This window comes from Streptomyces sp. NPDC091292 (assembly GCF_044757265.1).
In the GTDB taxonomy this organism is placed as follows: Bacteria; Actinomycetota; Actinomycetes; order Streptomycetales; family Streptomycetaceae; genus Streptomyces.
Genome location: NZ_JBIVUQ010000015.1, coordinates 1 through 24,407, shown reverse-complemented (window position 1 = coordinate 24,407; position 24,407 = coordinate 1). Strand labels below are relative to the sequence as shown.

22 protein-coding genes and 1 pseudogene are annotated in these 24,407 nt (G+C 71.2%); 12 read left to right on the top strand and 11 right to left on the bottom strand.

All coding sequences use genetic code 11. The annotated features are described in order from the left end of the window. Nucleotides 1-332 precede the first annotated feature (332 nt). The 10 genes from ACIQNU_RS31425 (at nucleotide 333) to ACIQNU_RS31380 (ending at nucleotide 9,998) form a co-directional block, all read left to right on the top strand. On the top strand, nucleotides 333-1,022 hold the full coding sequence (locus tag ACIQNU_RS31425) for an RraA family protein (protein ID WP_401372898.1): 690 nt from the start codon (nucleotides 333-335) through the stop codon (nucleotides 1,020-1,022). Further along, a complete protein-coding gene (locus ACIQNU_RS31420) occupies nucleotides 1,019-2,167 on the top strand; it encodes a pyridoxal phosphate-dependent aminotransferase (RefSeq protein ID WP_401372896.1) in 1,149 nt (382 codons plus the stop codon). Before ACIQNU_RS31425 ends, ACIQNU_RS31420 begins: the two co-directional genes overlap by 4 nt. A gap of 104 nt (nucleotides 2,168-2,271) precedes the next feature. After that, nucleotides 2,272-2,889, top strand: a complete 618-nt coding sequence (locus ACIQNU_RS31415; RefSeq protein WP_401372895.1) for a TetR/AcrR family transcriptional regulator — start codon at nucleotides 2,272-2,274, stop codon at nucleotides 2,887-2,889. A gap of 202 nt (nucleotides 2,890-3,091) precedes the next feature. After that, a complete protein-coding gene (locus tag ACIQNU_RS31410) occupies nucleotides 3,092-3,898 on the top strand; it encodes an alpha/beta fold hydrolase (RefSeq protein ID WP_401372893.1) in 807 nt (268 codons plus the stop codon). Nucleotides 3,899-3,978: 80 nt separating this feature from the next. Then, a complete protein-coding gene (locus tag ACIQNU_RS31405; RefSeq protein ID WP_401373139.1) occupies nucleotides 3,979-5,058 on the top strand; it encodes a DUF3500 domain-containing protein in 1,080 nt (359 codons plus the stop codon). 40 nt (nucleotides 5,059-5,098) lie between these two features. Continuing rightward, the gene (locus tag ACIQNU_RS31400; protein WP_401372891.1) at nucleotides 5,099-6,496 is read left to right on the top strand and encodes an MFS transporter; all 1,398 of its coding nucleotides are present in this window, start codon (nucleotides 5,099-5,101) and stop codon (nucleotides 6,494-6,496) included. Then, nucleotides 6,493-7,710 (top strand): FAD-dependent monooxygenase, encoded by a 1,218-nt coding sequence (locus ACIQNU_RS31395; protein WP_401372890.1) that lies wholly within the window; start codon nucleotides 6,493-6,495, stop codon nucleotides 7,708-7,710. The genes ACIQNU_RS31400 and ACIQNU_RS31395 overlap by 4 nt, the downstream gene beginning before the upstream one ends. Before the next feature lie 282 nt (nucleotides 7,711-7,992). Next, complete coding sequence (locus ACIQNU_RS31390) at nucleotides 7,993-8,649, top strand: hypothetical protein (RefSeq protein ID WP_401372888.1); 657 nt, start codon at nucleotides 7,993-7,995, stop codon at nucleotides 8,647-8,649. Nucleotides 8,650-8,655: 6 nt separating this feature from the next. Further along, a complete protein-coding gene (locus ACIQNU_RS31385; protein WP_401372887.1) occupies nucleotides 8,656-9,156 on the top strand; it encodes a YbaK/EbsC family protein in 501 nt (166 codons plus the stop codon). Beyond that, nucleotides 9,153-9,998: an EamA family transporter gene (locus ACIQNU_RS31380; protein ID WP_401372885.1), complete on the top strand. Its 846-nt coding sequence runs from the start codon at nucleotides 9,153-9,155 to the stop codon at nucleotides 9,996-9,998. The genes ACIQNU_RS31385 and ACIQNU_RS31380 overlap by 4 nt, the downstream gene beginning before the upstream one ends. A gap of 18 nt (nucleotides 9,999-10,016) precedes the next feature. Here the strand turns inward: ACIQNU_RS31380 and ACIQNU_RS31375 are convergent, their stop codons facing one another. Genes ACIQNU_RS31375 through ACIQNU_RS31365 form a run of 3 tightly spaced genes read right to left on the bottom strand, consistent with a single transcriptional unit; the run spans nucleotide 10,017 to nucleotide 11,060 of the window. Beyond that, nucleotides 10,017-10,226 carry a hypothetical protein gene (locus ACIQNU_RS31375; protein ID WP_401372884.1) on the bottom strand — a complete coding sequence of 70 codons (210 nt, stop codon included), beginning with the start codon at nucleotides 10,224-10,226 and terminating at the stop codon, nucleotides 10,017-10,019. A gap of 21 nt (nucleotides 10,227-10,247) precedes the next feature. After that, nucleotides 10,248-10,448: a hypothetical protein gene (locus ACIQNU_RS31370; RefSeq protein ID WP_401372883.1), complete on the bottom strand. Its 201-nt coding sequence runs from the start codon at nucleotides 10,446-10,448 to the stop codon at nucleotides 10,248-10,250. Between the two features lie 21 nt (nucleotides 10,449-10,469). After that, nucleotides 10,470-11,060, bottom strand: coding sequence for a TetR/AcrR family transcriptional regulator (locus ACIQNU_RS31365; protein WP_401372881.1), 591 nt, complete (start codon nucleotides 11,058-11,060; stop codon nucleotides 10,470-10,472). Between the two features lie 127 nt (nucleotides 11,061-11,187). On the opposite strand from ACIQNU_RS31365, the gene ACIQNU_RS31360 reads away from it, so the two are divergent. Beyond that, nucleotides 11,188-12,165: a TIGR03620 family F420-dependent LLM class oxidoreductase gene (locus ACIQNU_RS31360; RefSeq protein WP_401372879.1), complete on the top strand. Its 978-nt coding sequence runs from the start codon at nucleotides 11,188-11,190 to the stop codon at nucleotides 12,163-12,165. On the opposite strand, the pseudogene ACIQNU_RS31355 reads toward ACIQNU_RS31360, so the two are convergent. The 5 genes and pseudogenes from ACIQNU_RS31355 to ACIQNU_RS31335 all read right to left on the bottom strand — a co-directional run bounded on the left by ACIQNU_RS31355 (nucleotide 12,125) and on the right by ACIQNU_RS31335 (nucleotide 16,857). Further along, nucleotides 12,125-12,936, bottom strand: a pseudogene (locus ACIQNU_RS31355) (SDR family NAD(P)-dependent oxidoreductase). The gene ACIQNU_RS31360 and the pseudogene ACIQNU_RS31355 sit on opposite strands and share 41 nt — an antisense overlap. A 23-nt stretch (nucleotides 12,937-12,959) precedes the next feature. Further along, the gene (locus ACIQNU_RS31350; RefSeq protein WP_401372878.1) at nucleotides 12,960-14,138 is read right to left on the bottom strand and encodes a serine hydrolase domain-containing protein; all 1,179 of its coding nucleotides are present in this window, start codon (nucleotides 14,136-14,138) and stop codon (nucleotides 12,960-12,962) included. Continuing rightward, on the bottom strand, nucleotides 14,135-14,932 hold the full coding sequence (locus ACIQNU_RS31345; RefSeq protein ID WP_401372876.1) for an energy-coupling factor ABC transporter ATP-binding protein: 798 nt from the start codon (nucleotides 14,930-14,932) through the stop codon (nucleotides 14,135-14,137). The genes ACIQNU_RS31350 and ACIQNU_RS31345 overlap by 4 nt, the downstream gene beginning before the upstream one ends. Before the next feature lie 25 nt (nucleotides 14,933-14,957). After that, complete coding sequence (cbiQ, locus tag ACIQNU_RS31340; protein WP_401372874.1) at nucleotides 14,958-15,719, bottom strand: cobalt ECF transporter T component CbiQ; 762 nt, start codon at nucleotides 15,717-15,719, stop codon at nucleotides 14,958-14,960. Nucleotide 15,720: 1 nt separating this feature from the next. Beyond that, a complete protein-coding gene (locus ACIQNU_RS31335; RefSeq protein WP_401372872.1) occupies nucleotides 15,721-16,857 on the bottom strand; it encodes an energy-coupling factor ABC transporter permease in 1,137 nt (378 codons plus the stop codon). 206 nt (nucleotides 16,858-17,063) lie between these two features. Between ACIQNU_RS31335 and ACIQNU_RS31330 the strand changes: the two genes are divergently transcribed. Further along, nucleotides 17,064-17,432: an SsgA family sporulation/cell division regulator gene (locus ACIQNU_RS31330; protein WP_401372871.1), complete on the top strand. Its 369-nt coding sequence runs from the start codon at nucleotides 17,064-17,066 to the stop codon at nucleotides 17,430-17,432. Between the two features lie 182 nt (nucleotides 17,433-17,614). Here the strand turns inward: ACIQNU_RS31330 and ACIQNU_RS31325 are convergent, their stop codons facing one another. The 3 genes from ACIQNU_RS31325 to ACIQNU_RS31315 form a co-directional block, all read right to left on the bottom strand. Then, the gene (locus ACIQNU_RS31325; protein ID WP_401372869.1) at nucleotides 17,615-19,924 is read right to left on the bottom strand and encodes an MMPL family transporter; all 2,310 of its coding nucleotides are present in this window, start codon (nucleotides 19,922-19,924) and stop codon (nucleotides 17,615-17,617) included. A gap of 156 nt (nucleotides 19,925-20,080) precedes the next feature. Further along, nucleotides 20,081-20,671, bottom strand: coding sequence for a TetR/AcrR family transcriptional regulator (locus ACIQNU_RS31320; protein ID WP_401372867.1), 591 nt, complete (start codon nucleotides 20,669-20,671; stop codon nucleotides 20,081-20,083). A gap of 166 nt (nucleotides 20,672-20,837) precedes the next feature. Next, on the bottom strand, nucleotides 20,838-24,089 hold the full coding sequence (locus ACIQNU_RS31315) for a S41 family peptidase (RefSeq protein ID WP_401372866.1): 3,252 nt from the start codon (nucleotides 24,087-24,089) through the stop codon (nucleotides 20,838-20,840). Between the last annotated feature and the right edge of the window lie 318 nt (nucleotides 24,090-24,407).

Here is a 24,407-nt window from a genome sequence, read left to right as displayed (position 1 = left end):
ATGCTGACGTACGCCCTCGTGGACCGGTTGCGCAGTTCCCCGCGCCCCTTATGGGGTGCGCCTGTAGTCGTTCGGGTGCGGGTCCGTCGTGGTTTTTTGCGCAGTTCCCCGCGCCCCTGGAAATGCTGACGTACGCCCTCGTGGACCGGTTGCGCAGTTCCCCGCGCCCCTGAGAGGGGTGCCGCCGGCCGTCGGTCGAGTGCCGGTTCTCCTTCCTCGGGTGCTCGTCCAGCGGGTCGACGCCCTCCACGGAGCCTTCCTCACACTCGCCTGCTGCGTGACCGTCGGCCCGAGTCGTTGTGGCTGGACGGTCCAGACGCTAAAATGTGAGAATGCTTTCTCAATTAAGAAAGTGGTCTAGAGTGTTCATTGCTGCGAAGGCGGACGCCGTATCCGTCGTTCCGAGCTGGGACCGCGCGGCGGCGGCGGAGACCCGCCTTCTGGGGGAGGTTCCGGCCGCTCACGTCGGCGACGCACTCGGACGGATGACGGTCATGGACGGCGGCATCCGGCTGATGACCGAGCGGGCCACCCTTCTGGGCAACGCCCTCACGGTCGACGTGCGCTCGGGCGACAACCTCGCCGTTCACCGCGCGCTCGACGAAGCCCGGCCGGGCGATGTCCTGGTCGTCAACGGACACGGGGACACGACCCGGGCGCTGGTCGGTGACCTCATCGCCGAGATCATGGTGAAAACCGGGGTCACCGGCGCGGTGGTCGACGGTGCCGTCCGCGACGTTCAGGCACTGTCCGAGATGGGTTTGACTGTCTACGCGCGGGCGATCACCCCGGCCGGCCCCTTCAAGGACGGGCCGGGCTCCGTCGGAGTTCCGGTGGCTGTCGGCGGCATGGTCGTGGCCGCGGGTGACGTGCTCGTCGGTGACGCCGACGGCGTCGTCGTGGTCCCGCGCAGACGGGTGGCCGAGGCCGTGGCTGCGGTCGGCGGGATCGGCAAGAAGGAAGACGCGCTGCGCGGGCGTATCCGTGCGTCGCGCCCCGACGACGGGGCGGCGGATCGGTGACCCGCAGGCAACCCGCCTTCCGGGTCCGGAAACTGCGCCGGCTCTCGCGGCGCCCGGCTCTCGCCCCGGCGCCGCCGGGTACGGTCTCGCTGGCCATGGGGGAGCCGGACTTCCCGACACCGCCGACGGTGATCAGGGCCGCCGTGGACGCTCTGCGCGAAGGCCGCACCCACTACGCGGACCAGAAGGGGCTGCCGGAACTGCGCACCGCGCTCGCGGCGGGGCTGCCGGATCGCCCCGGCCGGACGTGGAGCGCGGACGACGTCCTGGTCACCCACGGCGCCACCGCGGGGCTGGCCGCGATCGTGTTCGCCATGGTCGGCACGGGCGACCGTGTCGTCATCCCGGGCCCGGCCTACTCGCTCTACGCCGACCTGGTCACCCTGGCGGGCGGCACCGTCGACTTCGTCCCGCTCGCTCCGGACCTGCACTGGGATCTCGACGCGCTGGCCGAGGCTCTTCCCGGTGCCACCATGATGATCTTCTCGAACCCGTCGAACCCGACTGGCATCGTGCACCGGAGAAGCGAGCTGGAGGCCCTGGGCAAGCTCCTCGACGGTTCCGACGCCCTGGTCGTCAGTGACGAGGCGTACCACCGGCTCGTCCACCCCGGGAACGAACTGACCTCGGCGCTGGAGGTCGAGTCGCTCCGCGACCGGACGGTGTACGTCCAGACGTTCTCCAAGACGTACGCGATGACGGGGTGGCGCGTGGGATACCTCGCCGGGCCGCGTGCCGCGGTGGACGCGGCGGCGCACATACACCGGACCTGCAACGGCTCGTTGAACACGGCGGTTCAGTACGCCGCCCTTGCCGCACTCGACCTGCCGGACAGCGCCGTCGAGGCCATGGCCGAGAAGTACCGGCAACGGCGCGAGATGGTGATCGCGCTGCTGTCCGATGTGCCTGGCCTGCACCTGACCGCACCGGAGGGGGCCTTCTACGCGTTCCTGCGCTACGACATCGGCCTGCCCTCCGAGACGGTCGCCGGCGAACTCGCCGACCGGGGGGTGATCGTGCGCGCCGGCGCCGAGTACGGACCCTCGGGCGAGGGACACCTGCGGATCTCGTTCGCGGCCTCCGAGGACGCGCTGCGCCTCGGACTCGCACGTCTCGTCCGCTACTTCGACGAGGCGAGGCCGTGAGATGCTGTGGCGAGGAGGGGGCGCACCGCCCGTGGGAGCGTCGGCGGGAGGGCGGTTCCACCCGGGCCACCCCGAGTCCGCGGTGCTACGAGTGGAGGAGGCCCGTGACCGATCAGCAGGCTGCTCCCCGCACCGGACGCAAGCCACGCAGCGACACCCGACGCAACCACCGACGCCTCCTCGAAGCCGTCGGTGAACTCGCCCGGGAGGCGCCGGACCAGCTCACGATGCAGGCGATCGCGTCCCGCGCGGAGATCGGCCCGGCCACCGCCTATCGCTACTACCCCTCGATGGACGACGTGCTGGCGGCCTACGTGCTCAGTGTCGTGGAGGAGCTGCGGGCCTTCAGCGGCGCCTCGACCGCGGAGGGACGGCCCCTGTTCGACGCCGTCGTGGACAAGTGGGTGGACCTCCTCGCCGCACACGGCCCGGCGTTGGTGCAGCTTCGCTCCCGGCGGGGCTTCTTGGAGCGGCTGCACAGCGAAGACGAGATCATCGCCGCTCAGCGGGGTGCCTGGAGCGAACCCGTGCGGGGGCTGCTCGACGACATCGGACTGTCCGCCGGGATGCTGGAACACGCCTTGTTCCTCAGCAACATGCTCTTCGACCCGCGCGAGATCCAGGACCTCCTGCGGGAAGCGGGTCTTTCCCGCCGCGAGGTCGTCGCCCGACTGACCGAGGCGTACTGCGGCGCGTTGCGCGGGTGGATGCGGGCGAGCTGACGCTCCTCCCCCACCCCCACCCCCTACCCCGGTATCACCTCCACATTGGCTCCCGGGTACGACGACGGGCGCACAGCACCACCCTCATTCTGAACCCGCTGCCGTAAAGCACCGCGCTGTCGATGGCGCGCATTCAGTGCTACCTAAGAAATGATAGTCACGTATCAAATAATAAACATTCGTCTTCTGGCGAGGAGGGCATATGACCACTCACAAGGCGTGGGTAAGTAACACTGCGGCTGCCGTGACCATACGGGCGCAGGATCTTGAGGTCGGCCTGATCGATACAGGTGACGGTGTGCCGCTCGTGCTCGTCCACGGCGGGGAGAGCGACCGCACCCAGTTCGCCACGCTCCGCGGGCCACTCGGCGAGAAGATTCGCTTAATCTCCTACGACCAGCGTGATTCAGGGATCACCATCAACCCGCCGACCCCCTACACGCTGAGGGACCTGGCCGATGACCTCGCTGCCCTGTTGGACGCGCTGGGGCTGGAGCGCGCGCACCTGCTGGGCACCTCCTTCGGCGGCGCGCTCGCGCAGCACGTCGCACTTCTCCACCCCGAACGGGTCAGCTCCCTCATCCTGATCGCCACCACGCCGAGCTTCGCGATGGGCAGCGAGGCGGTGAACGAGTTCCTGGAGATGTCCCACGAAGACCGGCAGCTCCGAGCCGCCGACTTCTTCTTCACCCCGAGGGGCCAGGCCGAGCAAGGAGCCCGGCCGGCCCGGACGCTCACCCGCCGCACTTCCGAGCAGAGCGCCCGCCGCCACTACGCCGCCCGGCAGCACGAGGTCCGCGACAGCCTCGGCGAGATCACCGCACCCACGTTGATCGTGCACGGCACGCAGGACCGGCTGGCGCCCTTCGCCGGGGCCGTCCTGATGGAGCAGCGGATACCGAACGCCGAACTGCGTGCTGTCGAAGGCGGGCGCCACGGGATCGCCGTGGAGTTCGCGGACACGATCGCCCCGTGGGCACGCGAGTTCCTCCAGGTGGACCCGGCATGAGCGGCGACGCCTCCCCCGGCCCGTCAGGTCACCACGGCGCCGGGGGCACAGCCGAAGGCCGCCGACAGGTCGCCGGCCGGATGGCCGGGGCGGCCCGAGCCTGGCTGGACTGTCTGGACGCGGACCAGCGCAAGACCGCGGCCGGACCTTCACCGGGCGCCGACAGCGAGGCCGAGGCCGAACGCACCCGCTGGTTCTACACGCCCACCGACCACGGCGGCCTGACCTTCCACCAGCAGCGCCCCGCGCAGCACCGGTTGGCCATGCGGCTGATCGCAAGCGGACTGTCCGAAGCCGGGTACGTCACCGTCGCCACCGTACTGGGCCTGGAGAACGTACTCGATCACTTCGAGGATTTCTCGGTGAACTGGGGGAGAGAGCGGACCCGCGACCCCGGCATGTACTACCTGCGGGTCTTCGGCGAGCCCGGCGGGTCACGGCCGTGGGGATGGCGGTTCGGCGGTCACCACGTCTCGCTCAACAACCTTGTCGTGGACGGACACGTCGTCTCCACCACCCCCTGCTTCCTGGGCGCCGACCCCGCCGCCTCACCCCTGCTGGGCGGTGCGACGCTGCGCCCGCTCGGGACGGCCGAGGACCTGGCCCGCGAACTGGTCCGTTCCCTGCGTCCCGAAGCCGCCGCGCGGGCCCTGCTCCTGTCCCGCGCCCCGAACGACATCGTGACGGGCAACAGCCCCCGGATCGGCGAGCGCGTGGTCAGGCGCCGCGAGCTGTGGCGTCCCGGCACACACACGCCCGACCGTGCCGACCATCCCGTCACCGGCTTCGACGGCGCGGACCGCCGGGCGCTCGCCCTGGCTCTCCCCCCGAAGGGCGTGCCGGGCTCGGATCTCGACCCGCACCAGAAGGAGTTGCTGCGTTCCCTGCTTGCCGGCTACCTCAACCGCGTCCCCGAGGAGGTTTCCCCGATGCACCGCTACGCCGACCCAGCGGCGCTGCACGACGTACACCTCGCCTGGGCCGGCTCGACCACGGCAGGCGAGTCGCACTACTACCGGCTCCAGGGTCCGGGGCTGCTCATCGAGTGGACCAACATCCACCGCGGCGCCAACCACGCCCACGCGGTATGGCGAGACCCGGAGACCGACTTCGGCGGCGATGTCCTGGCCGCACACCACACCGCCCATCACGCGCGGTGACCACTCGCACGCTCACTCGGCAAGGAAGGCAAGGACACTCATGACGACAAGTTTGGCTCCCTCACCCACGGTCGGAAAGGCCGCTGTCGGGGCGCTCGGCCTCCTGGCGCTGTCCACCGGCGCGCTGGAGTCGGTCGTGTCACCGACCATTCCGCTCCTCGAACGCGAACTGGGCATGAGCCAGTCCGAAGGGGCGCTGCTCAGCATCGTGCTCCTCATCACTGGCGCGCTCATCACCCCGTTGGCCGGCAAGTTCGGCGATCGCTACGGCGGGAAGAAGGTCCTGATACGGCTGATGGCGGTGGTCTCGGTCGGCGGCACGGTGTCCGCCCTGGCACCGAACCTCCCCGTGCTGCTGCTCGGGCAGGTATTACAAGGGGCGATGGTGGGTGCCCTACCACTGTCCTTCATCGTGGTGCGCAAACATCTTCCCGCAGGCGATTCAAAGGTCGCCATCGGCGTGGTCAGCGGACTCTTCGTCGGAGGCGGGATGGTCGGCATGCTGTCGGCCGGGCCTGTGGCGGAACAGCTCTCACGGCACTGGATGTTCGCCCTTCCGACACTCGCGGTCGTGGCAGCTACCCTGCTCGTGAACAAGCTGATGCCCGGCGATCCTCCTGGCGTCGGTCGCGACGCGGGGATCGACTGGCCCGGCCTCCTGCTCTTGAGCGGGACCCTGATCACGCTCATGCTCCTCCTCGCGCTCGCCCCCGAGGTGGGCTCCCAGCCACTCGCGCTCCTCGTCCTCGTCGTGATCCTTGCCGTCTTCGTCATCAGCTGGGTCTCCGTGGAGCGGCGCGCGGCCTCGCCGATGATCGATTTGAAGATGCTGGCACGCCCCGCGATCTGGAAGGCGTGCGTACTCACCTTCATCATCTGCATGGGCACCTCGACAGCCGTCTTCCTGGTTCCGCAGCTGCTCGACGAGCGCGGTGAAGGATACGGATTCGGAGCCAGCGCCACCGAGATCGGCCTCCTCCTGCTCCCAGGCGCCATCGTCGCGACGCTGGCAGGGCCGCTCGGCGGGATCGGGGACCGGCGCTTCGGCTCGCGCGCCGTCGTGAACTTCGGCGTCATCCTGATGGCCGGCTCCCTCGTCGCCATGGCACTCGTGCACAGCGAGGTCTGGCACCTGGTCGTGGGGAAGGCACTGATCGCACTGGCCAACGGCCTGTGCGTCACGGCCATGATGACCAGCACCGCCACCGCCGTCGACAAGGGCGACACCGGCATCGCCACCAGTCTGATCCTGGTGAGCCGGGTGCTCGGCTTCGCCGTGGGCGGCCAGCTCGGCGGCGCCTTCCTGACCGCCGCGACGCCTTCCGGCTCGAAGATCGCGGCCGAGTCGGCCTATGTCACCGGATTCCTCATCGCCGGCGTCATCACGTCGCTGGCTCTGATCGTCACCCGCACCCTGCGCAAAGGAGTCACGTCATGACCCGCACCGAGCAGCCGACCGGCAGCCGCACCGCGCCCCGAGGCAGGGTCCTGATCTCCGGGGCCAGCATCGCCGGCCCCGCCCTGGCCTTCTGGCTCAACCGCTACGGATACGCGGTCACGGTCGTGGAGAAAGCCGCCGCCATTCGCAGCGGGGGCTATCCGATCGACGTACGCGGCACGGCACTCCATGTCGTCGAAAAGATGGGGATTCTGCCGCGCCTGCGGGACGCGCACATCGACCTCCGCCGGATCACCTTCCTCGAAGAGAACGGCGACGAGGTCACCTCCCTGCACCCGCACGCCGTCACCGGAGGAGTCGCCGGACGAGACCTGGAGGTACGGCGGGGGGATCTGACGGACGCTCTGTACACGGCGGTCCGGGACGATGTGGAGTTCCTGTTCAACGACTCCATCGACACCCTCCACACCTCCGAGGACGGGGTTGAGGTCGTCTTCCAGAGCGGCGGCAGCCGCACGTTCGACTTGGTGTTCGGTGCGGACGGCATGCACTCGCGCACCCGCGAGATGGTGTTCGGACCCGAGGACCGGTTCCACCGCGATCTCGGCTATTGCTTCGCCATTTTCACCATGCGCAACACCCTGGGGCTCTCCCACGAAACCGTGATGTGGAACTCCCCGGGCAGGGCCGCCGCCGTCTACGCGGTGGGAGACGACGACGAAGTGCACGCCTTCCTGAACTTCGCCCCATCGGAACTGCCGCCCGACATCTTCGGCAACCCGGAGTCCCAGCGGAAACTACTCGTCAGCACCTTCGCCGACGCCGGATGGGAGATCCCGGGCATCCTGAAGGCCCTGCGCGCATCGGACGACATCTTCTTCGACACGGTCGGCCAGATTCACATGCCGCTATGGTCCAACGGCAGGGTCGCCGTTCTGGGCGACGCCGCGTACGCGCCCTCATTCCTCACCGGACAGGGCACCAGTCTCGCTCTCGTCGGCTCCTACATGCTCGCGGGCTCTCTGGTCGGGCGGGACCACGCGGCGGGTTTCGCCGCCTACGAACGCGCCACACGCGATTTCGTGACCCTGAACCAGAACCTGGTCGGCGAGGGTGGCGCCACCCTGTTCCCCACCACGCAACAGGCGCTGGAGCAGCGCAACGAGCGGCTGCGCAAGCTCACCGCCATGCCCGTGGCGGAGCCCCGCCCGGCCCACTCGGCACTTGTCCTGCCCGACTTCGGTGACCTCTGACCTCATGCGAAGGGGTGGGGCAGCTCGTCGGTCGGGTGCGGGTCCGTCTTGGTTTTCTTGCGCAGTTCCCCGCGCCCCTGAAGGGGGATTTCGCGTCCGCGGTTTCCTGGGTGTGGCAATGCAACGGGGGCTTGGGCTGCCTGGGTGGGGCGTTGCTTGCCTGGTCCTTTCCAGGGATGGTGAAGGGACCTGGAGGGAGGGGACGTCTTGCGGCGATTTTGGCGTATGTGGGTGGTGCTTTTGTCGTTGGTGCCTGCTGTGGGGTGCTATCTCGTGTTTTCTGTGTGGCTTCCCGCTGACCGGCGGGAGTTCCGGGAGTACGGGAGTGCCCAGGTCTGTTCCGAGCGGGTGGCGGCGGCGGCTTGGGAGGACTGTCTGCGGACGGTTTCCTTCACCGTGGACAAGGTGGTCGTCAAGAACGCGGGCAGGAGTTCCAGCTACACCGCGACCGTGTCCGGTGCTCCCTTCTGGAACGGGGTTGTCGACTTCGGTGACCCCGGGCCGCTGCTGACGGCGCTGCGGGCCGGGGACAAGGTCACCGGTACCGTCTGGCGCGGTGACGTCACCGTGCTCAGCAAGGACGGTGTCCGGCAGAACTCCTCCGACAAGCCGCGCGACGAGCCTCAGATGACGGCCGCCATCGGTACGTTCCTGGGTCTTCTGGCGGCCCTCGGCATCGGGCTCGGTGCGGTGCGAGTGGCGCGGCCCGGTGGGTACGAGCCCCTCACCTGGCGCTCGTACGGCAAACCGCTGCTCATCACCATGGTGATCGTCTGCGCGGGTGTGGGGCTGCCCGCCGTGTGGACCGGCATCCCGTGGCCGGTCGTGCCCCTCCTCTCCGTCCTGATCGTGGGGACGGTGGCCTGGCAGCTCTACCGGTACCGGCTGGCGGGCAAAGGAAACCGGGTCGCCGAGCCCACGTTCACGGAGCTAGCGTGAACGTCCATGACCGTTCAAGAACCCGCCGCCCACCCCCGTTTCGCCCAGGCGCTGGAAGACCTCGGGCTCGCCTCCGGGCTGCTGCCGCGGATCCGTCGGTTCCCGGAGGCGACCAGGACCGCCGCCGAGGCCGCCGCGGCGATCGGGTGTGAGCTGAGCCAGATCTGCAAGTCCCTGATCTTCGCGGCCGACGGCGTCCCGGTCCTGGTCCTGATGGACGGTGCCTCACGCGTCGACGTGGAGCTGGTCCGGCGGGAACTGGGCGCCGGGAAGGTCACCCGCGCCAAGGCGGACCAGGTGCGCGAGGTGACGGGGTACGCGATCGGCGGCGTACCCCCCTTCGGCCACCGCACCCGTACCCGCGTACTCGCCGACCGCTCCCTCCTCGACCACGACACCGTGTGGGCCGCCGCGGGCACCCCGTACACCGTGTTCCCGATGGATCCCAAGACTCTGATCGCCCACGCGGGCGGCTCTGTGGTGGACGTCCGCGAGTTGTCCGAGTGACCCCTCTGGTCACCGCGGCGGTCCTGTTCGCCGCGGTCACGCACGCCAGTTGGAACGCCATCGCGCACCGCATCACCGACAAGCTCGTCGGGTTCACGCTGATCGCGGGCGGCGGCACCCTGATCGGTCTGCTCATCGCGCCGTTCGCCGCCTTTCCGGCGGCCGGGGCCTGGCCGTATCTGATCGTCTCGGCCCTGATCCACATCGCGTACTACGCCCTGCTGATGCGCTCGTTCAAGCTGGGCGACTTCGGGCAGGCGTACCCGATCGCGCGCGGTACGGCGCCGCTCGTCGTGACGGTGCTCGCGGCCGTCTTCGCGGACGAGGTCCCGGACGGCTGGCAGGCCGCCGGGATCGCCCTGTCCTGCGCGGGCCTGACCGGTGTCGCGGTGTGGGGGCTGCGCGGCCGGCGCCCGAACTGGGCGGCGATCGGCGCGGCCCTGGCGACCGGCCTGTCCATCGCCGCGTACACGGTCGTGGACGGTCTCGGCGTCCGCACGTCCGGCACCTCGCTCGGCTACATCGCCTGGCTGATGATCCTGGAGGGCATCGCCGTCCCGGTGTACGCGGCGTGGCGCTGGCGTGGTGAATTCACCGCGCGGATACGCCCGTTCGCGGCGCTCGGCCTGCTCGGCGCCGCCCTCTCCGTCCTCGCCTACGGTCTGGTCCTCTGGGCCCGGACCCGCGCCGCACTCGCACCGATCGCCGCACTGCGCGAGTCGAGCATCATCGTGGGCGCGGCCATAGGCGCGATCTTCTTCAAGGAACGCTTCGGCGCCCCGAGACTCGCGGCGGCCGGGCTGCTGGTCGCGGGCATCGGCCTGATGCTGCATACGGGTTGAGCCACCGACCGGCTCCTGCTACGCCGATCGGGGCTCGCGCGGCGACCTGAAGACGGCGTCGAGCACGAGCACCAGCAGTCGGCCGGGCTGCCCCGGGTCGTGGCCGCGCGTCGTGGACAGGGCGATCCCCACGACGAGTTGGACCAGGTCGTCGACGACCAAATCCGGCCGCGCCGAGCCCCGTCGCTGCGCCGCTCCAGGAGACCGGCCGCCGTGCCCCTGATCCACCGAAGACACCACCTCCACCGATCAGGACTCGCGCGACGACCCGAAGACGGCGTCAAACACCAACACCAGCAACCGACCGGGCTGCCCCGGGTCGTGGCCGCGCGTCGTGGACAGGGCAATCCCCACGACGAGTTGGACCAGGTCGTCAACGACCAAATCCGGCCGCGCCGAGCCCCTTCGCTGCGCCGCTCCAGGAGACCGGCCGCCGTGCCCCTGATCCACCGAAGACACCACCTCCACCGATCAGGACCCGCGCGACGACCCGAAGACGGCGTCGAGCACCAACACCAGCAGCCGACCGGGCTGCTCCGGATCGTGGCCGCGCGTCGTGGACAGGGCGATCCCCACGACGAGTTGGACCAGGTCGTCGGCGGTCAGGTCGGGGCGGGCCGATCCCCGCTCCTGGGCCCGCGCGAGCAGGCCGGCCGCCGCGTCAAGGATCAGCCGGTGGCAGTCGACGCCGATCCCTCCCGCCTCCTCGATCATCAGGGCGCCGCCCATGCCCTGGTTGACGCGGGCGTGGTCGAGGAAGGCGCCGAGCCAGCGCGCCAGCGCGTCGTCGGCCGACTCCGCGCACAGCAGTGCGTCCGCCTGCTCGCCGAGCACCCGAATACGGTCGCCGAGTACGGCGGTCAGCAGCGACGGCCGGTTCGGGAAGTGCCGGTAGAGCGTTCCCGGGCCCACCCCGGCCCGGCGCGCGATCTCGTTGAGTGACGCGTCGGGTCCGGCTTCGGCGAACACCTCCCGCGCGGCGGCCAGGAGCCGTTCCCGGTTCTGTCGCGCGTCCGTGCGCCTCGGAGCCGCCGCGGGGCCGGTACCGCGTCCGGTCGTCATCGCACCCACCCTTCGGTCGCCGGCCGGGGCCGGGATAGCCAAACGGAGAACATCTCCGTATCGTACCGGGCGGGAAGCGGAGAGCTTCTCCGGAACGGCGATCGGCACACCGGCACAAGGAGGACGTATGACGGACGGCGGCGCCCAGGCGGACCTGGGCCGCGTCGGGATCTGGACCTTCGCCTTCGAGGGACAGCCCGCCGGGCGGGTGAGGGAATCGGCCGCGGAGATCGAGGAGTTGGGGTACGGGGCCATTTGGTACGGGGAGGCGTTCGGCCGCGACTCCGTGGGGCAGGGCTGGCTTCTGCTGTCGGCGACCCGGCGCCTCACCGTCGCGTCCGGCATCGCCAACATCGCCTTCCGGGACCCGATCGCCACCGCCACCGCGACCCGGACACTCGGCGAGGCGTTCCCGGGGCGCTACGTCCTGGGCCTGGGCGGACACCGCGTGGACGACACGGTCCACGAGCTGGACGGCTATCCCGTTCCGGCCCGGGGCCGAGCCGTGCACACCATGCGGGCCTATCTGGACGCCATGGACGCGGTGCCCGCGCACGGCCCGGTCCCGGATCCGGCTCCCCGCCGGGTCCTGGCCGCGCTCGGCCCGAAAATGCTTCGGCTGGCCGCCGAACGCACCTGGGGCGCCCACCCGTACTTCGTGCCCGTCGAGCACACCGAACTGGCCCGCCGGATCATGGGCCCGGACGCCTTCCTCGCCGTGGAGCAGGCCGTGGTGCTCGACACCGATCTCGCGCGCGCCCGCGAAGTGGCCACGGCGCATGTCGCCGGTTATGTCGCGGCGGCACCGCACCAGCAGGCGAACGTCCGCCGGCTCGGCTTCGGCGACGCCGACATCGTGGGCGGCCCGAGCCGGCGGCTTGTGGACGCGATCGTGGCGTACGGGGATGCCGGAGCCGTCCGCCGGCGCGTCCAGGAGCATGTGGACGCGGGGGCCGACCACGTCTGCCTCCAGGTCCTCACCGCCGACCCGGCCGCCCTCCCGGACCACGCCTGGCGCGAACTCGCCCCCGCACTCGACCTCGACACACCGACCACCCGCGCCGTCACGGTGCCAGGCGCAGGAAGCCCGTGTTCACCGACGTGAGGCCGCCGTCGACCGGGAGCGTGACGCCCGTGATCCACGACGCGTCCGGCGAGGCGAGGAAGGCGACCGCCGCCGCGATGTCCTCCGGTTCGCCCACGCGGCCCAGCGGATACGCGTCGCGGAGTACGTCCACGTCGGCGCCCCGGTCCGACCAGGCCCCGGTGCGGACCGTGCCGGGCGCGACCAGGTTGACGCGGACCCGCGCGGGCCCGCGTGCCCGGCGAGGGTGCGGGTGAGCGAGATCAGGCCCGCCTTCGCGGCGCTGTAGGCGTGGTTGCCGAAGGACTGGAGGCCGTTGACGGAGCCGACGTTGACGATCGCGCCCCGGCCCGACGCGGCGAGATGCGGCAGCGCGGCGCGGCTGCACCGGTAGGCGCCGGTGAGGGTGGTGTCGAGGTCGCGCGCCCACACCTCGTCGGACTCGTCCTCGAAGAGCGGGGCGTCGGGGTGACAGGCGTAGGCGTTGTTGACCAGCACGTCCAGCGAGCCGAACGCGCCGACGGCGTGCGCGACCGCCGCCTCGACCGCCGCCCGGTCCCCGACATCGCAGGCCAGCCCCTCGGCCGTGGCGCCCTGTTCGCGCAGCTCCGCGGCGGCCCGTTTCGCCGCGTCCGGGTCCAGATCGGTGGTGAGGACCCGGGCGCCCTCACCGGCGAACCGGCGGGCGACCGCCGCCCCGATCCCCCGCCCGGCCCCGGTGACCAGCACCCCGTACCCGCCGAACCGGCCACCGCCACCAGCGCCGGCACCACCGACATCGCCGCCGCCCATACCGCTCAAGTGATCCGCATGACTCATACGACGGAACGTACGGCGGAACGCACCGCCTGGACCAGGGCCTGTGCCCGGGGATCCGAAGTGACCGACTTGCGCAAGCCGTTGGTGACATAGCCGAACGCTGTTCCCGTCGACGGGTCGGCGAAGGCGAGGGGACCGCCGCGGCCCGGGTGGCCGAAGGAAGCCGGGCCGAGCAGCGGGGACGCCGGGCCGTGCAGCATGAAACCGGCGCCGAAGCGGGTGTTGATGACGAGGACGCGGTCGGGTCCGGCGGACTGCTCGGTCGCCGCGAGCGCCACGGTCTCCGGCGTGAACAGGCGTGCCGCGCCGTCGACTTCGCCGATCAGCGCCGCGTAGAAGCGGGAGAGCGCGGCGGCGGTCGCGATGCCGTTGGACGCGGCCAGCTCGGCGCGCCGGTACGCGGGGTCGTTCTCGTCGGGCGACGGGCTGATGGCGGCGAAGGCGCGGCGGGTGAGGGAGCCCGGGTCCGCGTACGCGTCGGCGACCGCGCGCCGGGCGCGGACGCGCGGCACGCCCGGGACGGCGGGCGCCTCGACGGGACCGATCCGGCCGACGCGCCCCACCTCGGCGTCGGGCAGGCCGACCCACAGGTCGAGGCCGAGCGGCCCGGCGATCTCGTCGGCGATCCACCGCCCGACGCCCCGCCCGGTGACACGCCGCACCAGCTCGCCGACGAGCCAGCTGTAGGTCTGCGCGTGGTAGCCGTGGTCGGTGCCGGGCGCCCAGGCGGGGCGCTGCGCGGCGACCGCGGCGGCGCCGGTGTCCGGGTCCGCGGCCTCTGCGGGCGTCAGCGGCCGGTCGAGCGCGGGCACGCCGACGCGGTGGGACAGTACGTGGCGTACGAGCGCCTGGTCTTTCCCGGCGGCCTTGAACTCGGGCCAGTACCGGGCGACCGGGGCGTCCAGGTCGAGCTGTCCGCGCTGGTGCAGCAGGAGCGGTACGGCGGCGGCGACGCCCTTGGTCGCGGAGCGCACGATATGGGCGGTGCCGTGCTCCCAGGGTGCGCCGTCCGGGCCGCCGTCGACATCGCGGGTGCCCGCCCACAGGTCCACGACGTGCCGTCCGGCGTGGTGCACGGAGACGGCGGCGCCGCGTTCACCGCGCTCGGCGAAGTTGCGCGCGAAGGCGGCTCGTACGGGTTCGAAGCCGGGGGCGACCGTGCCGTGCACCTTCACTTGCCGGGTCCCGTGCCCAGGGACCGCACGGCGCGCGGGTCGAAGCCGAACGGCAGTTCAAGGCGGTGGCGCCGCATCAGGTCGTCGTCGGTGAGCAGGTCGCCGGTGGGGCCGTCCGCCGCGATGACTCCGTCGCTGAGGACGAGCGCGCGGGGGCAGAGTTCGAGGGCGTACGGCAGGTCGTGCGTGACCATGAGGACGGTGACGTCCAGCGTCCGCAGGATGTCGGCGAGTTCGCGGCGCGACGCGGGGTCCAGGTTGGACGACGGTTCGTCCAGGACCAGGATCTCCGGGCGCATCGCCAGGACGGTGGCGACCGCGACGCGGCGCCGCTGCCCGAAGGAGAGGTGGTGCGGCGGGCGGTCCGCGAAGCCGTCCATGCCGACCCGCTCCAGCGCCTCCCGCACCCGTGCCGCCAGCTCCTCGCCCTTCAGCCCGGCGGCGGCGGGCCCGAACGCGACGTCCTCCCGGACCGTCGGCATGAACAGCTGGTCGTCGGGGTCCTGGAAGACGATGCCGACGCGGCGCCGGATCTCCGCCATGTGCTCCTTGCCGACGGGCAGTCCCGCGACGTGCACGGTGCCGGCGCCGCCGGTGAGGATGCCGTTGAGGTGGAGGACGAGGGTGGTCTTGCCGGCGCCGTTGGGCCCGAGCAGCGCCACGCGTTCGCCGCGCTCGACGCGGAGGTCGACGCCGAAGAGGGCCTGATGGCCGTCGGGGTAGGCGAAGGCGAGGCCGGCGACGTCGAGGGACGGGGGCGGCGGGGTCGGCGTGGGTACGGTCACGGGGTCCATCCCAGCAGACGGCTCGGCGGGCGGTTCACAGGGTCCAGCCGAGCAGGCAGACGACGAGCGCGGCGGCGGGCAGGGCAAGGGCGTACGCCCACTGACCACGGTCCGCGGTGACCTCGTCGATCACCGGCATGGACCCCGCGTAGCCACGGCTGATCATGGCGAGGTGGACGCGCTCGCCGCGCTCGTAGGAGCGGATGAACAGGGCGCCCGCGGACTTCGCGAGGACACCCCAGTGCCGTACGCCCCGGGCGGTGAAGCCGCGCGACTCGCGGGCGATCCGCATCCGCCGCATCTCGTCGGTGATCACATCGCCGTAGCGGATCATGAACGAGGCGATCTGGACGAGCATCGGGGGCAGTTTGAGGCGCTGGAGCCCGAGGAGGAGCGCGCGCAGATCGGTGGTCGACGCGAGCAGCACGGAGGCGGCGACGCCGAGGGTGCCCTTGGCGAGGACGTTCCAGGCGCCCCAGAGCCCGTTCACGCTCAGCGAGACACCGAGGACGTCGACCCGTTCGCCCTGCGCCACGAAGGGCATGAGCACGGCGAACGCGACGAACGGCACCTCGATCAGCATCCGCTTCAGCAGAAACCCCGGGGGTACGCGCGCGGCGTACGCGACCCCCGCGAGCAGCACGGCGTACGCCCCGAACGCCCACATGGCCTCGCGGGGCGTGGACACGACCACCACGACGAACCCGAGCACAGCGGCGAGCTTCACCTCGGGCGCCAGCCGGTGCACGACGGAATGCCCGTGCCGATACAGCCGGTGAGCGTGTCCGGCACCCATGTCAACGGCCGTCGGTGTCGGCGGACGAGACCCCCGGTACGGGAGAGGCCCCCGCAACCCCCACCCGGTCAAGCCCCGCGCCAGCGCCCCGTCGGCGCAGCAGCAGGAAGACCCCCGTGCCCGCCGCCACCGTCACCGTGACGCCGATGACTCCCGCGAGGCCGCCGGAGAGGCGGGTGTTCGTGATGTCCTTGACGCCGTAGTCGGCGAGCGGCGAGTCGGCGGTGTGGTGTTCCTCGGTCTTCTTGTCGATGCCCTGGTCGTGGGCGACCTTCTCCAGGCCGTCGGGGCTGGCGGACGCGTAGAAACTGACGCCGCCCGCGAGGACGACGGACGCGGCGAGTCCGGCGAGCCACACCTTGCGGTGCGAGCGGGCGGCGACGGGTACGGGGGTGGGGGCGGCGGTGGGCGCGTCCACCAGTTCGCCGTCGATCCGCAGCTTCAGCGGCGTGGTCAGCCCCCGCGCCCCGTACACCAGGTCGGGCCGCACGGCGATCACGGCGCCGACCGTGAGCGCGGTGATCACGGCCTCGCCGATCCCGATGAGGACGTGGACGCCGACCATGGCGGTGGCGACCTTGCCGATGGAGACGTCGGCGGTGCCCCCGACCGCGTAGATCAGGGTGAACGCGACGGCGGCGGCCGGCACGGACAGGAGCGCCGAGACGAAGGCGGCGGCGGTGATCGAGCGGCGCCCGCGCGGCAGCACCTTCACCAGACCGCGGAAGACGAGGTACGCGACGACGGTCGTGACCAGCGCCATGTCCGTGATGTTCACGCCGAGCGCGGTGAGGCCGCCGTCCGCGAAGAGGACGCCCTGCATGAGCAGCACCACCGAGACGCAGAGCACCCCTGTGTACGGGCCGACCAATATCGCGGCCAGCGCCCCGCCCAGAAGATGGCCGCTGGTCCCGGCGGCGACCGGGAAGTTCAGCATCTGTACGGCGAAGATGAAGGCGGCGACGAGTCCGGCGAGCGGCGCGGTCCGCTCACCGCCGAGCCCCCCGACCCCACCCACGCCGGGCGGTCCGGCCAGTTCGCGCCGCGCCCCGCGCAGGCTCACGGCGACGGCGCCGGCCGCGACGACTCCGGTGATCGCGGAGACCGGGGTATTGATGAATCCGTCGGGGACATGCATGGCGGGCTCCGGTTCCGGGGCGACGGGACTACGGCGGGGACTACGGCGGGGGCGTGTGGATGCGCTCAGCCGCTCGATGATAGTGCCCTCTTGCGAACGGCTTGCAAGAGCGAGGCGAACACAAATAACCGCTCTCACCGGAGCCACATAAAGAGGAAATATGGGACATTGGATGACACACGCAGAACAAGTGTGAGGAGCCGGTGATGTCCGCCGTCGAGCAGCACGCACGAGCCCATGTCGTCACGGACTCCCCGGACTCCGCAGCGCAGGATCGCACCGTCCCGGTCGCCCTGATCTACGACCCGGAGGCCGATCCGCCCATAGTCCGGATGACCCTCCCGGCCTCCCTCGGGACCGTCCCGGGCGGTTGGGCCTTCGACCGCGAACTCCTGGAGAAGGGCCTCACCGCCCCCGCGACCAGCGGTGACGTACGGATATGGCCCTGCGGCCGGGTCCAGGCGATCGTCGAGCTGCACACCTCGTCGGGTGTCTCCCTGCTGGAGTTCGACTCCCAGACCCTGATCCGCTTCCTCGGCCGCACCTACGCGGCGACGGCGGCCGTCACCCACTGACACGCCGCCACCCGAACAGCCGAACGGCCCGGGAACAGCGCCGCTCGCACTGTTCCCGGGCCTTTTCGTCCCGTACCCGACCCCGTCCCCACGGGCGGTACGGACCGGGGGCGCCCCCGCCCGGCGGCGGCCCCGGTGGTACGTGTCCGAACCTCGGTCGAGACCTCGGCTCAGACTTCGGTTCAGACCTTGACCAGCTCCCGCTTCTCATCGGGATCGTCCTGGCCGGTCCGTACGCCGTCGCGGTCGAGGTCCTTCAGGCCCTCGCCCTCGACGTCCACGTTGGGCAGCGCCCGGTCGAGCCACTTGGGCAGCCACCACGCCTTGTCGCCGAGCAGTGCGAGCACCGCGGGCACGAGGGCCATCCGGACCACGAAGGCGTCGAAGAAGACGGCGATGGCGAGACCGAAGCCGATCATCTTCACCATCGACTCGCTGGAGCCGATGAACCCGGCGAACACCGCGATCATGATCACGGCCGCCGCGCTGACCACGCGGGCCCCGTGCCGGAACCCGGTGACGATCGCCTGCCCCGGCCGCTCCCCGTGGACATACGCCTCCCGCATCCGGGTCACGAGGAACACCTCGTAGTCCATCGCGAGGCCGAAGACGACGCCCACCATGAAGATCGGCATCATCGACATCACGGGACCGGTCTCCTCGACGCCGAGCAGCGAGCCGAGCCAGCCCCACTGGAAGACGGCGACGACGGCGCCGAGCGCGGCGAGCACCGAGAGCAGGAAGCCCAGGGCCGCCTTGAGCGGGACGAGCACCGACCGGAAGACGACGATCAGCAGCAGGAACGCGAGCCCGACGACCAGCGCCAGATACGGCACGAGCGCGTCGTTCAGCTTCTGCGAGACGTCGATGTTCATGGCCGTGGAGCCGGTGACCATGATGTCGGCGCCCTGCTCGGCCTTGAGCGTGCCGCCGGCGTCCCGGATGGAGTGCACCAGGTCCTCGGTGGTGACACTGCTCGGCTTGGAGTCGGGGATCACCGTGATCATCGCGGCGTCCTCGGCCTTGTTGAAGACCGGCGGGGACACCGACACGACGTCGTCGAGACCCTTGATCGTGGCGACGACCTCGTCCGCCGCGGCCTTCGGATCGGCGGCGCCCTTGAGGTCCGACGCGATCATGAGCGGCCCGTTGAAGCCGGGCCCGAAGCCCTCCGAGAGCAGGTCGTACGCCTGGCGCTGGGTCGTGGACACCGGCTGTGAGCCGTCGTCGGGCAGACCCAGTTCGAGCGAGGTGGCGGGTACGGCGGCGGCGCCGAGCGCGACGACTCCGAAGAGGAGGACGGCGAGCGGGCGGCGGACCACGAAGCGGGCCCAGCGGGTACCCATGTTGGGCTTGCCCTCACCGGCACCGGGACCGGAACCCGCACGCGTACCAGTGGCCGTTACGGCAGCGGCATCGGCGGCATCGGCGTTCTTCCGCCCCCGCCCGAAGATCTTCCCGCCCGCCAGCTTGCCCTTCGCACCCATCGGCCGCACCCGCTTACCGGCGTACCCGAGCAGCGCGGGAATCATGGTGAGCGCGATGAGGACGGCGATGACGACGGTGCTCGCGGCGGCGATACCCATCTTGGTGAGCATCGGGATGTTGACGACGGAGAGTCCGACGAGCGCGATCACGACGGTGAGCCCGGCGAAGACGACGGCGGATCCGGCGGTGCCGACGGCCCGTCCTGCCGCATCCTCGCGCTCTCTGCCCTCGGCGAGTTCGGCGCGGTAGCGGGAGACGATGAACAGGGCGTAGTCGATACCGACCGCGAGGCCGATCATCATCGCGAGGATCGAGGTGGTGGAGCCCAGGTCGAGCACGTTCGCCAGGGCGCCGATCGAGGAGACACCGATGCCTACGCCGATGAGCGCGGTGAGCAGCGGCAGTCCGGCGGAGACGAGCGAGCCGAAGGTGATCACGAGGACGACCGCGGCGACGGCGATACCGATGATCTCCGTGGACCCGGTCTCCGGCACGGCCTGGAGCGCGTCACCGCCGATCTCGACGGTCAGCCCGCTGTCCCGGGCGTCCTGCGCGGTGTGTTCGAGCGCGTCCTTGGAGGCGTCCTTCAGCTCCATCCCGGAGACCTTGTACGACACCTGCGAGTAGGCGATGGAGCCGTCCTCGCTGATCGACTTGGACTTGAACGGGTCGGTGGCGCTGACCACCTCGGAACCGGTGCCGAGATCCTTGACGGCCTTCTCGACGGCGGCCTTGTTGGCCGGGTCCGCCATCTTCTCGCCGTCGGGTGCCTGGAACACGACCCGGGCGGTGGCGCCGTCGGCCGCCGATCCGGGGAACCGCTCTTCCAGCAGGTCGAAGGCGCGCTGGGCCTCGGTGCCGGGGATCGAGAAGGAGGTGGAGCCCGCGGCGGGAGCGTTGGCCGCTCCGACGCCCGCGAGCGTGAGGAGGGCCACCCAGATGAGGGCGACGAAGTGCCGTCGCCTGAAGGCGAGCCGGCCGAGTTTGTAGAGGAATGTGGCCACGGAGGGGTACTCCCGGTCAGGTCGTGGAGGTGCGAGGGCAGGGTTCACCAGCCCGACGACGTGAGCGGTCGCGTCAGGTGGAGCACAGTGGAGCAAAGGGGAGGTATGAAGGGATGTGACCCGCGCGGGGTGGAACGCGCGCGGTGGTTACGGCGGTCAGACTCCGAGAGCGGGGAGGATCACGGAGTCGACGTACGACGCGAGGAACGCCTGCGTGGGTGGTCGCTCGTCGATGAGGCCCCGGGCCACGAACGCGCCGATCAGCATGTGCGGGACGAACCCCAGGGCGGGGTTGTCCGCTCTGACCTCCCCGCGCTCGACGGCGCGGCGGATGATCAGGTCCAGTTCGGCGAGTTCGGGGTCCACGAGCAGTTCGCGGAACGCACTCAGCAGTTCGGGGTCGGTGTGCACCGCCATGGCCAGACCCCGGAACAACGCCGAGTTCTGTTCCATCTGGCAGTCGTCCTCGCGGTTGAGGATGGTGTGGAAGTCCCCGCGCAGGGATCCCGTGTCGACCTCGGCGAGATGCAGTCGCTTCTGGTGGCGTAGCGCCACGACGACCAACTGCGGCTTACCGCCCCACTGTCGGTAGAGGGTGGCTTTGCTGGACCGGGTGCGGGTGGCGACGGCGTCCATGGTCAGGGCGTCGTAACCGACCTCGCGGAGGATGTCGAGCACGGCCGCGTACAGCTCGGCCTCGCGCTCGGGGGTGATCCGGCTGCGACGCGCCGTTGCGACCTCGGCCATGGGATCCCCTTTCCGGAACCAGCTCCGTACGAAACGGTTTCGTACCTCTTAGAAGGTACCCCACCGCGTAGCGAAACGAAACCGTTTCGTACGTGTCCTGGACCACACGGCTGCCACACGGTTGCCGCACGGCTGTCCCGGGGGCGCGGCCCCACCATGCCCGCGCCTACCTCGGGGGCAGCTTCGGCCGGGCCAAGTCCGGTACGTCCGTGTAGTCCGGCGGGGTCGCCGCCGGGCGGTGGAGCAGGAGGTCCAGGGCGAGCCTGACCGCGTCGTCGAGCTGGGCGTGGCGGCCCTCCGCCCAGTCGAGCGGGGTGCGCAGCACCGACAGATCGGGTTCGACGCCGTGGTTCTCGACGGACCAGCCGTACTCGTCCAGCCAGGCCGCGTTCATCGGCACCGTGATCACCGTGCCGTCGCCGAGCCGGTGCCGGCCCGTCATCCCGACCACACCGCCCCAGGTGCGCTGCCCCACGACCGGGCCGAGCTTCAGCAGTTTGAACGCCGCCGTGATCATGTCGCCGTCGGACGCGGTCGCCTCGTCGGCGAGGGCGACGACCGGGCCGCGCGGGGCGTTCGACGCGTACGACACGGGCTGCGCGTCGCGCGTGAGGTCCCAGCCGAGAATGGTGCGGGTCAGCTTCTCGACCACCAGCTCACTGATGTGACCGCCCGCGTTGCCGCGTACGTCCACGATGAGGGCCGGGCGCGACACCTCCATCCGCAGATCGCGGTTGAACTGCGCCCAGCCGGAGCCGCCCATGTCGGGGATGTGCAGATAGCCGCACCGGCCGCCGCTCAACTCCCGTACCACCTCACGGCGTTTGGCCACCCAGTCCTGGTAGCGCAGCGGACGTTCGTCGATGAGGGGGACCACGGCGACGCGGCGGGAGCGGCCCTCGCCCTCGGCGGGCCGGAACGTCAGCTCCACCGTCGTCCCGCCCGCCGCGCCGAGCAGCGGGAACGGGCCCGCCACCGGATCGACCGGGCGGCCGTCGACATGGGTGAGGACGGCGCCCTCGCGGATGCCGGCGCCGGCCAGCGGGGAGCGCGCCTTCGAGTCGGAGGAGTCGCCGGGCAGGATGCGTTTGACCATCCAGCCGTCGTCCCTGCGGACCAGGTTGGCGCCGAGGAGGCCCTGGGCGCGCTGGTAGTGCGGCGGGCCCTCGTTGCGGCGGGCGGCCGAGACATAGGCGTGCGAGGTGCCGAGTTCGCCGAGCACTTCGCGCAGCAGGTCGGCGAACTCGTCGGGGGACGCGACCCGTTCGACCAGGGGCCGGTACTGGGCGAGTACGGCGGGCCAGTCGATGCCGCACATGTGGGGCTCCCAGAAGTAGCCCCGGATCAGCCGGCCCGCCTCCTCGTACGCCTGGCGCCACTCGGCGGTCGGGTCGACCTCGTGCAGGATGCGGCGCAGATCGATCCAGACGGTGGAGTCGCTGTCGCCGGGTTCGGCGGACGGCACCGCGCGCAGCTCACCGTCGTCGACGACGACCAGGCGGGACGCGTCGCCGCTGACCTCGAACCAGTCGAGGTGTGTGACGAGTTCGGTCCGTTTCGCCTTGGTGATGTCGAAGTGTTCGAGGGTGGGGCGGCCCGAGGTGTCGGACGGGTTGGCGAAGGTCTCGCCGAGCGCGCCGGAGATCGGCCAGCGCAGCCAGACCAGACCGCCGCCCGCGACCGGGCAGAGCGCCGAGTACTTGGACGCGGACACCGGGAAGGGCGTGACCCGGCTCTCCAGGCCCTCGGTCTCGACCATCACCGTGCCGTCCCCGGTGTCGCCCTCGACCGGGTCCATGCCCCCGGCGGCGGGCCGCCCGTCGGGCTGGAGCGCGAAGGGCGAAGGGGTCGCGGACGACAGCGGCACGAGGTAAGGCCGACAGCCGAGCGGGAACGACAGATCGCCGGTGTGCACGTCGTAGACCGGGTCGAAGCCGCGCCAGGACAGGAAGGCGAGGTAGCGGCCGTCGCGTGTGAACACCGGGTTCTCGTCCTCGAAACGCCCATTGGTGACGTCCACGACCGTACGGGCGCCCGGCCCCTCGATCCGGGCCATCTTGATCTGGCGCAGCGAGCGGCCGATCCCGGGGTGCGACCAGGTGAGCCAGGCCCCGTCAGGCGAGAACGCCAGGTCGCGCACGGGCCCGTTGATGGACCGGATCAGCTCGGTCGCCTCTCCGGTGGACTCCTCGCTCGCGTCGAGCAGCAGCAGCCGCCCGTCGTGCGCGGCGATGGCGAGCCGCTGGCCGTCCGGGTCGGACACCATCTCCAGGACGCGGCCCAGATCGCCCGAGGCGAGCCGGCGCGGCTCCCGGTCACCGGAGGCGCGCGGCAGATACGCGATCTCGACGGCGTCCTCGCCCTCGGCGTCCGTGACATACGCGACCTGGCCGCCCGAGCCGAGCATCTCCGGCAGCCGGACCCGTACGCCCGGGGTGTCCGCGATGGTGCGGGCCGGGCCGTCGCGGTGGGTCAGCCAGTACAGGCTGCCGCGCACCACGACCGCCGACGCCCGCCCGGTCTCGTCCACGGACAGCCCGTCGACGTGCCGCGCCGCCGGCACCTGGTACGGGCGCCGCCCGGCGCGCGGCCCGCCGAGGCGGACGTCGAGACGGCGCGGTACGGAGTCGGGGGCGAGGTCGTCCACGATCCACAGGTCGCCCGCGCACTGGTAGACGACCCGGGAGCCGTCGGAGGAGGCGTTGCGGGCGTAGAACGCGTCGTGGTCGGTGTGGCGGCGCAGACCGGTGCCGTCGGGACGGCAGGAGTAGAGGTTGCCGACGCCCTCGTGGTCGGAGAGGAAGGCGATACGGTCCCCGACGAACATCGGCGATTCGAGGTGGCCGCCGAGGTCCGCGAGGAGCCGCTTGCCGTGCAGCCACAGCCGTCCGGTGGCTCCGCCCCGGTAGCGCTTCCAGGAGGCGGGCTCGTGCGGCGGCGTTCCGGTGAGCAGCAGGGTGCGCCGCTCACCGTCCCGCCCGGCGACCGCGATGTCCGTGACCGGCCCCCACGGCAGCCTGCCGCCCGGCGAACCGTCGACCGGGACGCTGTACGCCCAGGTGTGGTACGAGAACGGCTCGCCGTGCGACGCCACCGCGAGGATGTCGCTGTGCCCGTCCCGGTCGGGCGGCGACCAGCCGCGCACCCGGGTGTCGACGCTGCCCCAGTACGTCAGCCGCCGTGCCGCGCCGCCATCCACGGGTGCGAGATGGATCTCCGGGTCGAGGCTGCGCCACGTCGTGTACGCGATGTGCCGCCCGTCCGGGGCGAAACGGGGGTGGCCGACCTTGGTCCGGTCGACGGTGACCCGCCAGGCACGGCCGTCCCCGTCGAGCGGCGCCACCCAGAGATCGTCCTCGGCCACAAAACAAAGCCGCTCACGATGAACATGCGGAAACCGAAGATAGGCGAGGCTCACCCGTCCATGCTTTTCCCCCCGGGGGACGACGGCAACTCGACCTCACACGGTGACCAGGACTCCCCCGCCCTTCCCCCTCCGCCAACCCGCTATGGGCAGGCGCACCACACGACGCCCCCCGCCCTCACCCCCACCTCGCCGTGGACAGGCGCACCACACGACACCCCCAACCCGCACCCCCACCTAGCCGTGGGCAGGCGCACCACACGACACCCCCAACCCGCACCCCCACCTAGCCGTGGGCAGGCGCACCACACGACACCCCCAACCCACACCCCCACCTAGCCGTGGGCAGGCGCACCACACGACACCCCCAAC

What these genes read in the sequence shown, in the direction of transcription:
- ACIQNU_RS31425 (WP_401372898.1), top strand. Translation starts at nt 333, where the DNA reads ATGCTTTCTCAATTAAGAAAGTGGTCTAGAGTGTTCATTGCTGCGAAG.
- ACIQNU_RS31410 (WP_401372893.1), top strand. Translation starts at nt 3,092, where the DNA reads ATGACCACTCACAAGGCGTGGGTAAGTAACACTGCGGCTGCCGTGACC.
- ACIQNU_RS31405 (WP_401373139.1), top strand. Translation starts at nt 3,979, where the DNA reads ATGGCCGGGGCGGCCCGAGCCTGGCTGGACTGTCTGGACGCGGACCAG.
- ACIQNU_RS31400 (WP_401372891.1), top strand. Translation starts at nt 5,099, where the DNA reads ATGACGACAAGTTTGGCTCCCTCACCCACGGTCGGAAAGGCCGCTGTC.
- ACIQNU_RS31395 (WP_401372890.1), top strand. Translation starts at nt 6,493, where the DNA reads ATGACCCGCACCGAGCAGCCGACCGGCAGCCGCACCGCGCCCCGAGGC.
- ACIQNU_RS31385 (WP_401372887.1), top strand. Translation starts at nt 8,656, where the DNA reads ATGACCGTTCAAGAACCCGCCGCCCACCCCCGTTTCGCCCAGGCGCTG.
- ACIQNU_RS31365 (WP_401372881.1), bottom strand. Translation starts at nt 11,060, where the DNA reads ATGACGACCGGACGCGGTACCGGCCCCGCGGCGGCTCCGAGGCGCACG.
- ACIQNU_RS31360 (WP_401372879.1), top strand. Translation starts at nt 11,188, where the DNA reads ATGACGGACGGCGGCGCCCAGGCGGACCTGGGCCGCGTCGGGATCTGG.
- ACIQNU_RS31345 (WP_401372876.1), bottom strand. Translation starts at nt 14,932, where the DNA reads ATGGACCCCGTGACCGTACCCACGCCGACCCCGCCGCCCCCGTCCCTC.
- cbiQ (WP_401372874.1), bottom strand. Translation starts at nt 15,719, where the DNA reads ATGGGTGCCGGACACGCTCACCGGCTGTATCGGCACGGGCATTCCGTC.
- ACIQNU_RS31335 (WP_401372872.1), bottom strand. Translation starts at nt 16,857, where the DNA reads ATGCATGTCCCCGACGGATTCATCAATACCCCGGTCTCCGCGATCACC.
- ACIQNU_RS31330 (WP_401372871.1), top strand. Translation starts at nt 17,064, where the DNA reads ATGTCCGCCGTCGAGCAGCACGCACGAGCCCATGTCGTCACGGACTCC.
- ACIQNU_RS31320 (WP_401372867.1), bottom strand. Translation starts at nt 20,671, where the DNA reads ATGGCCGAGGTCGCAACGGCGCGTCGCAGCCGGATCACCCCCGAGCGC.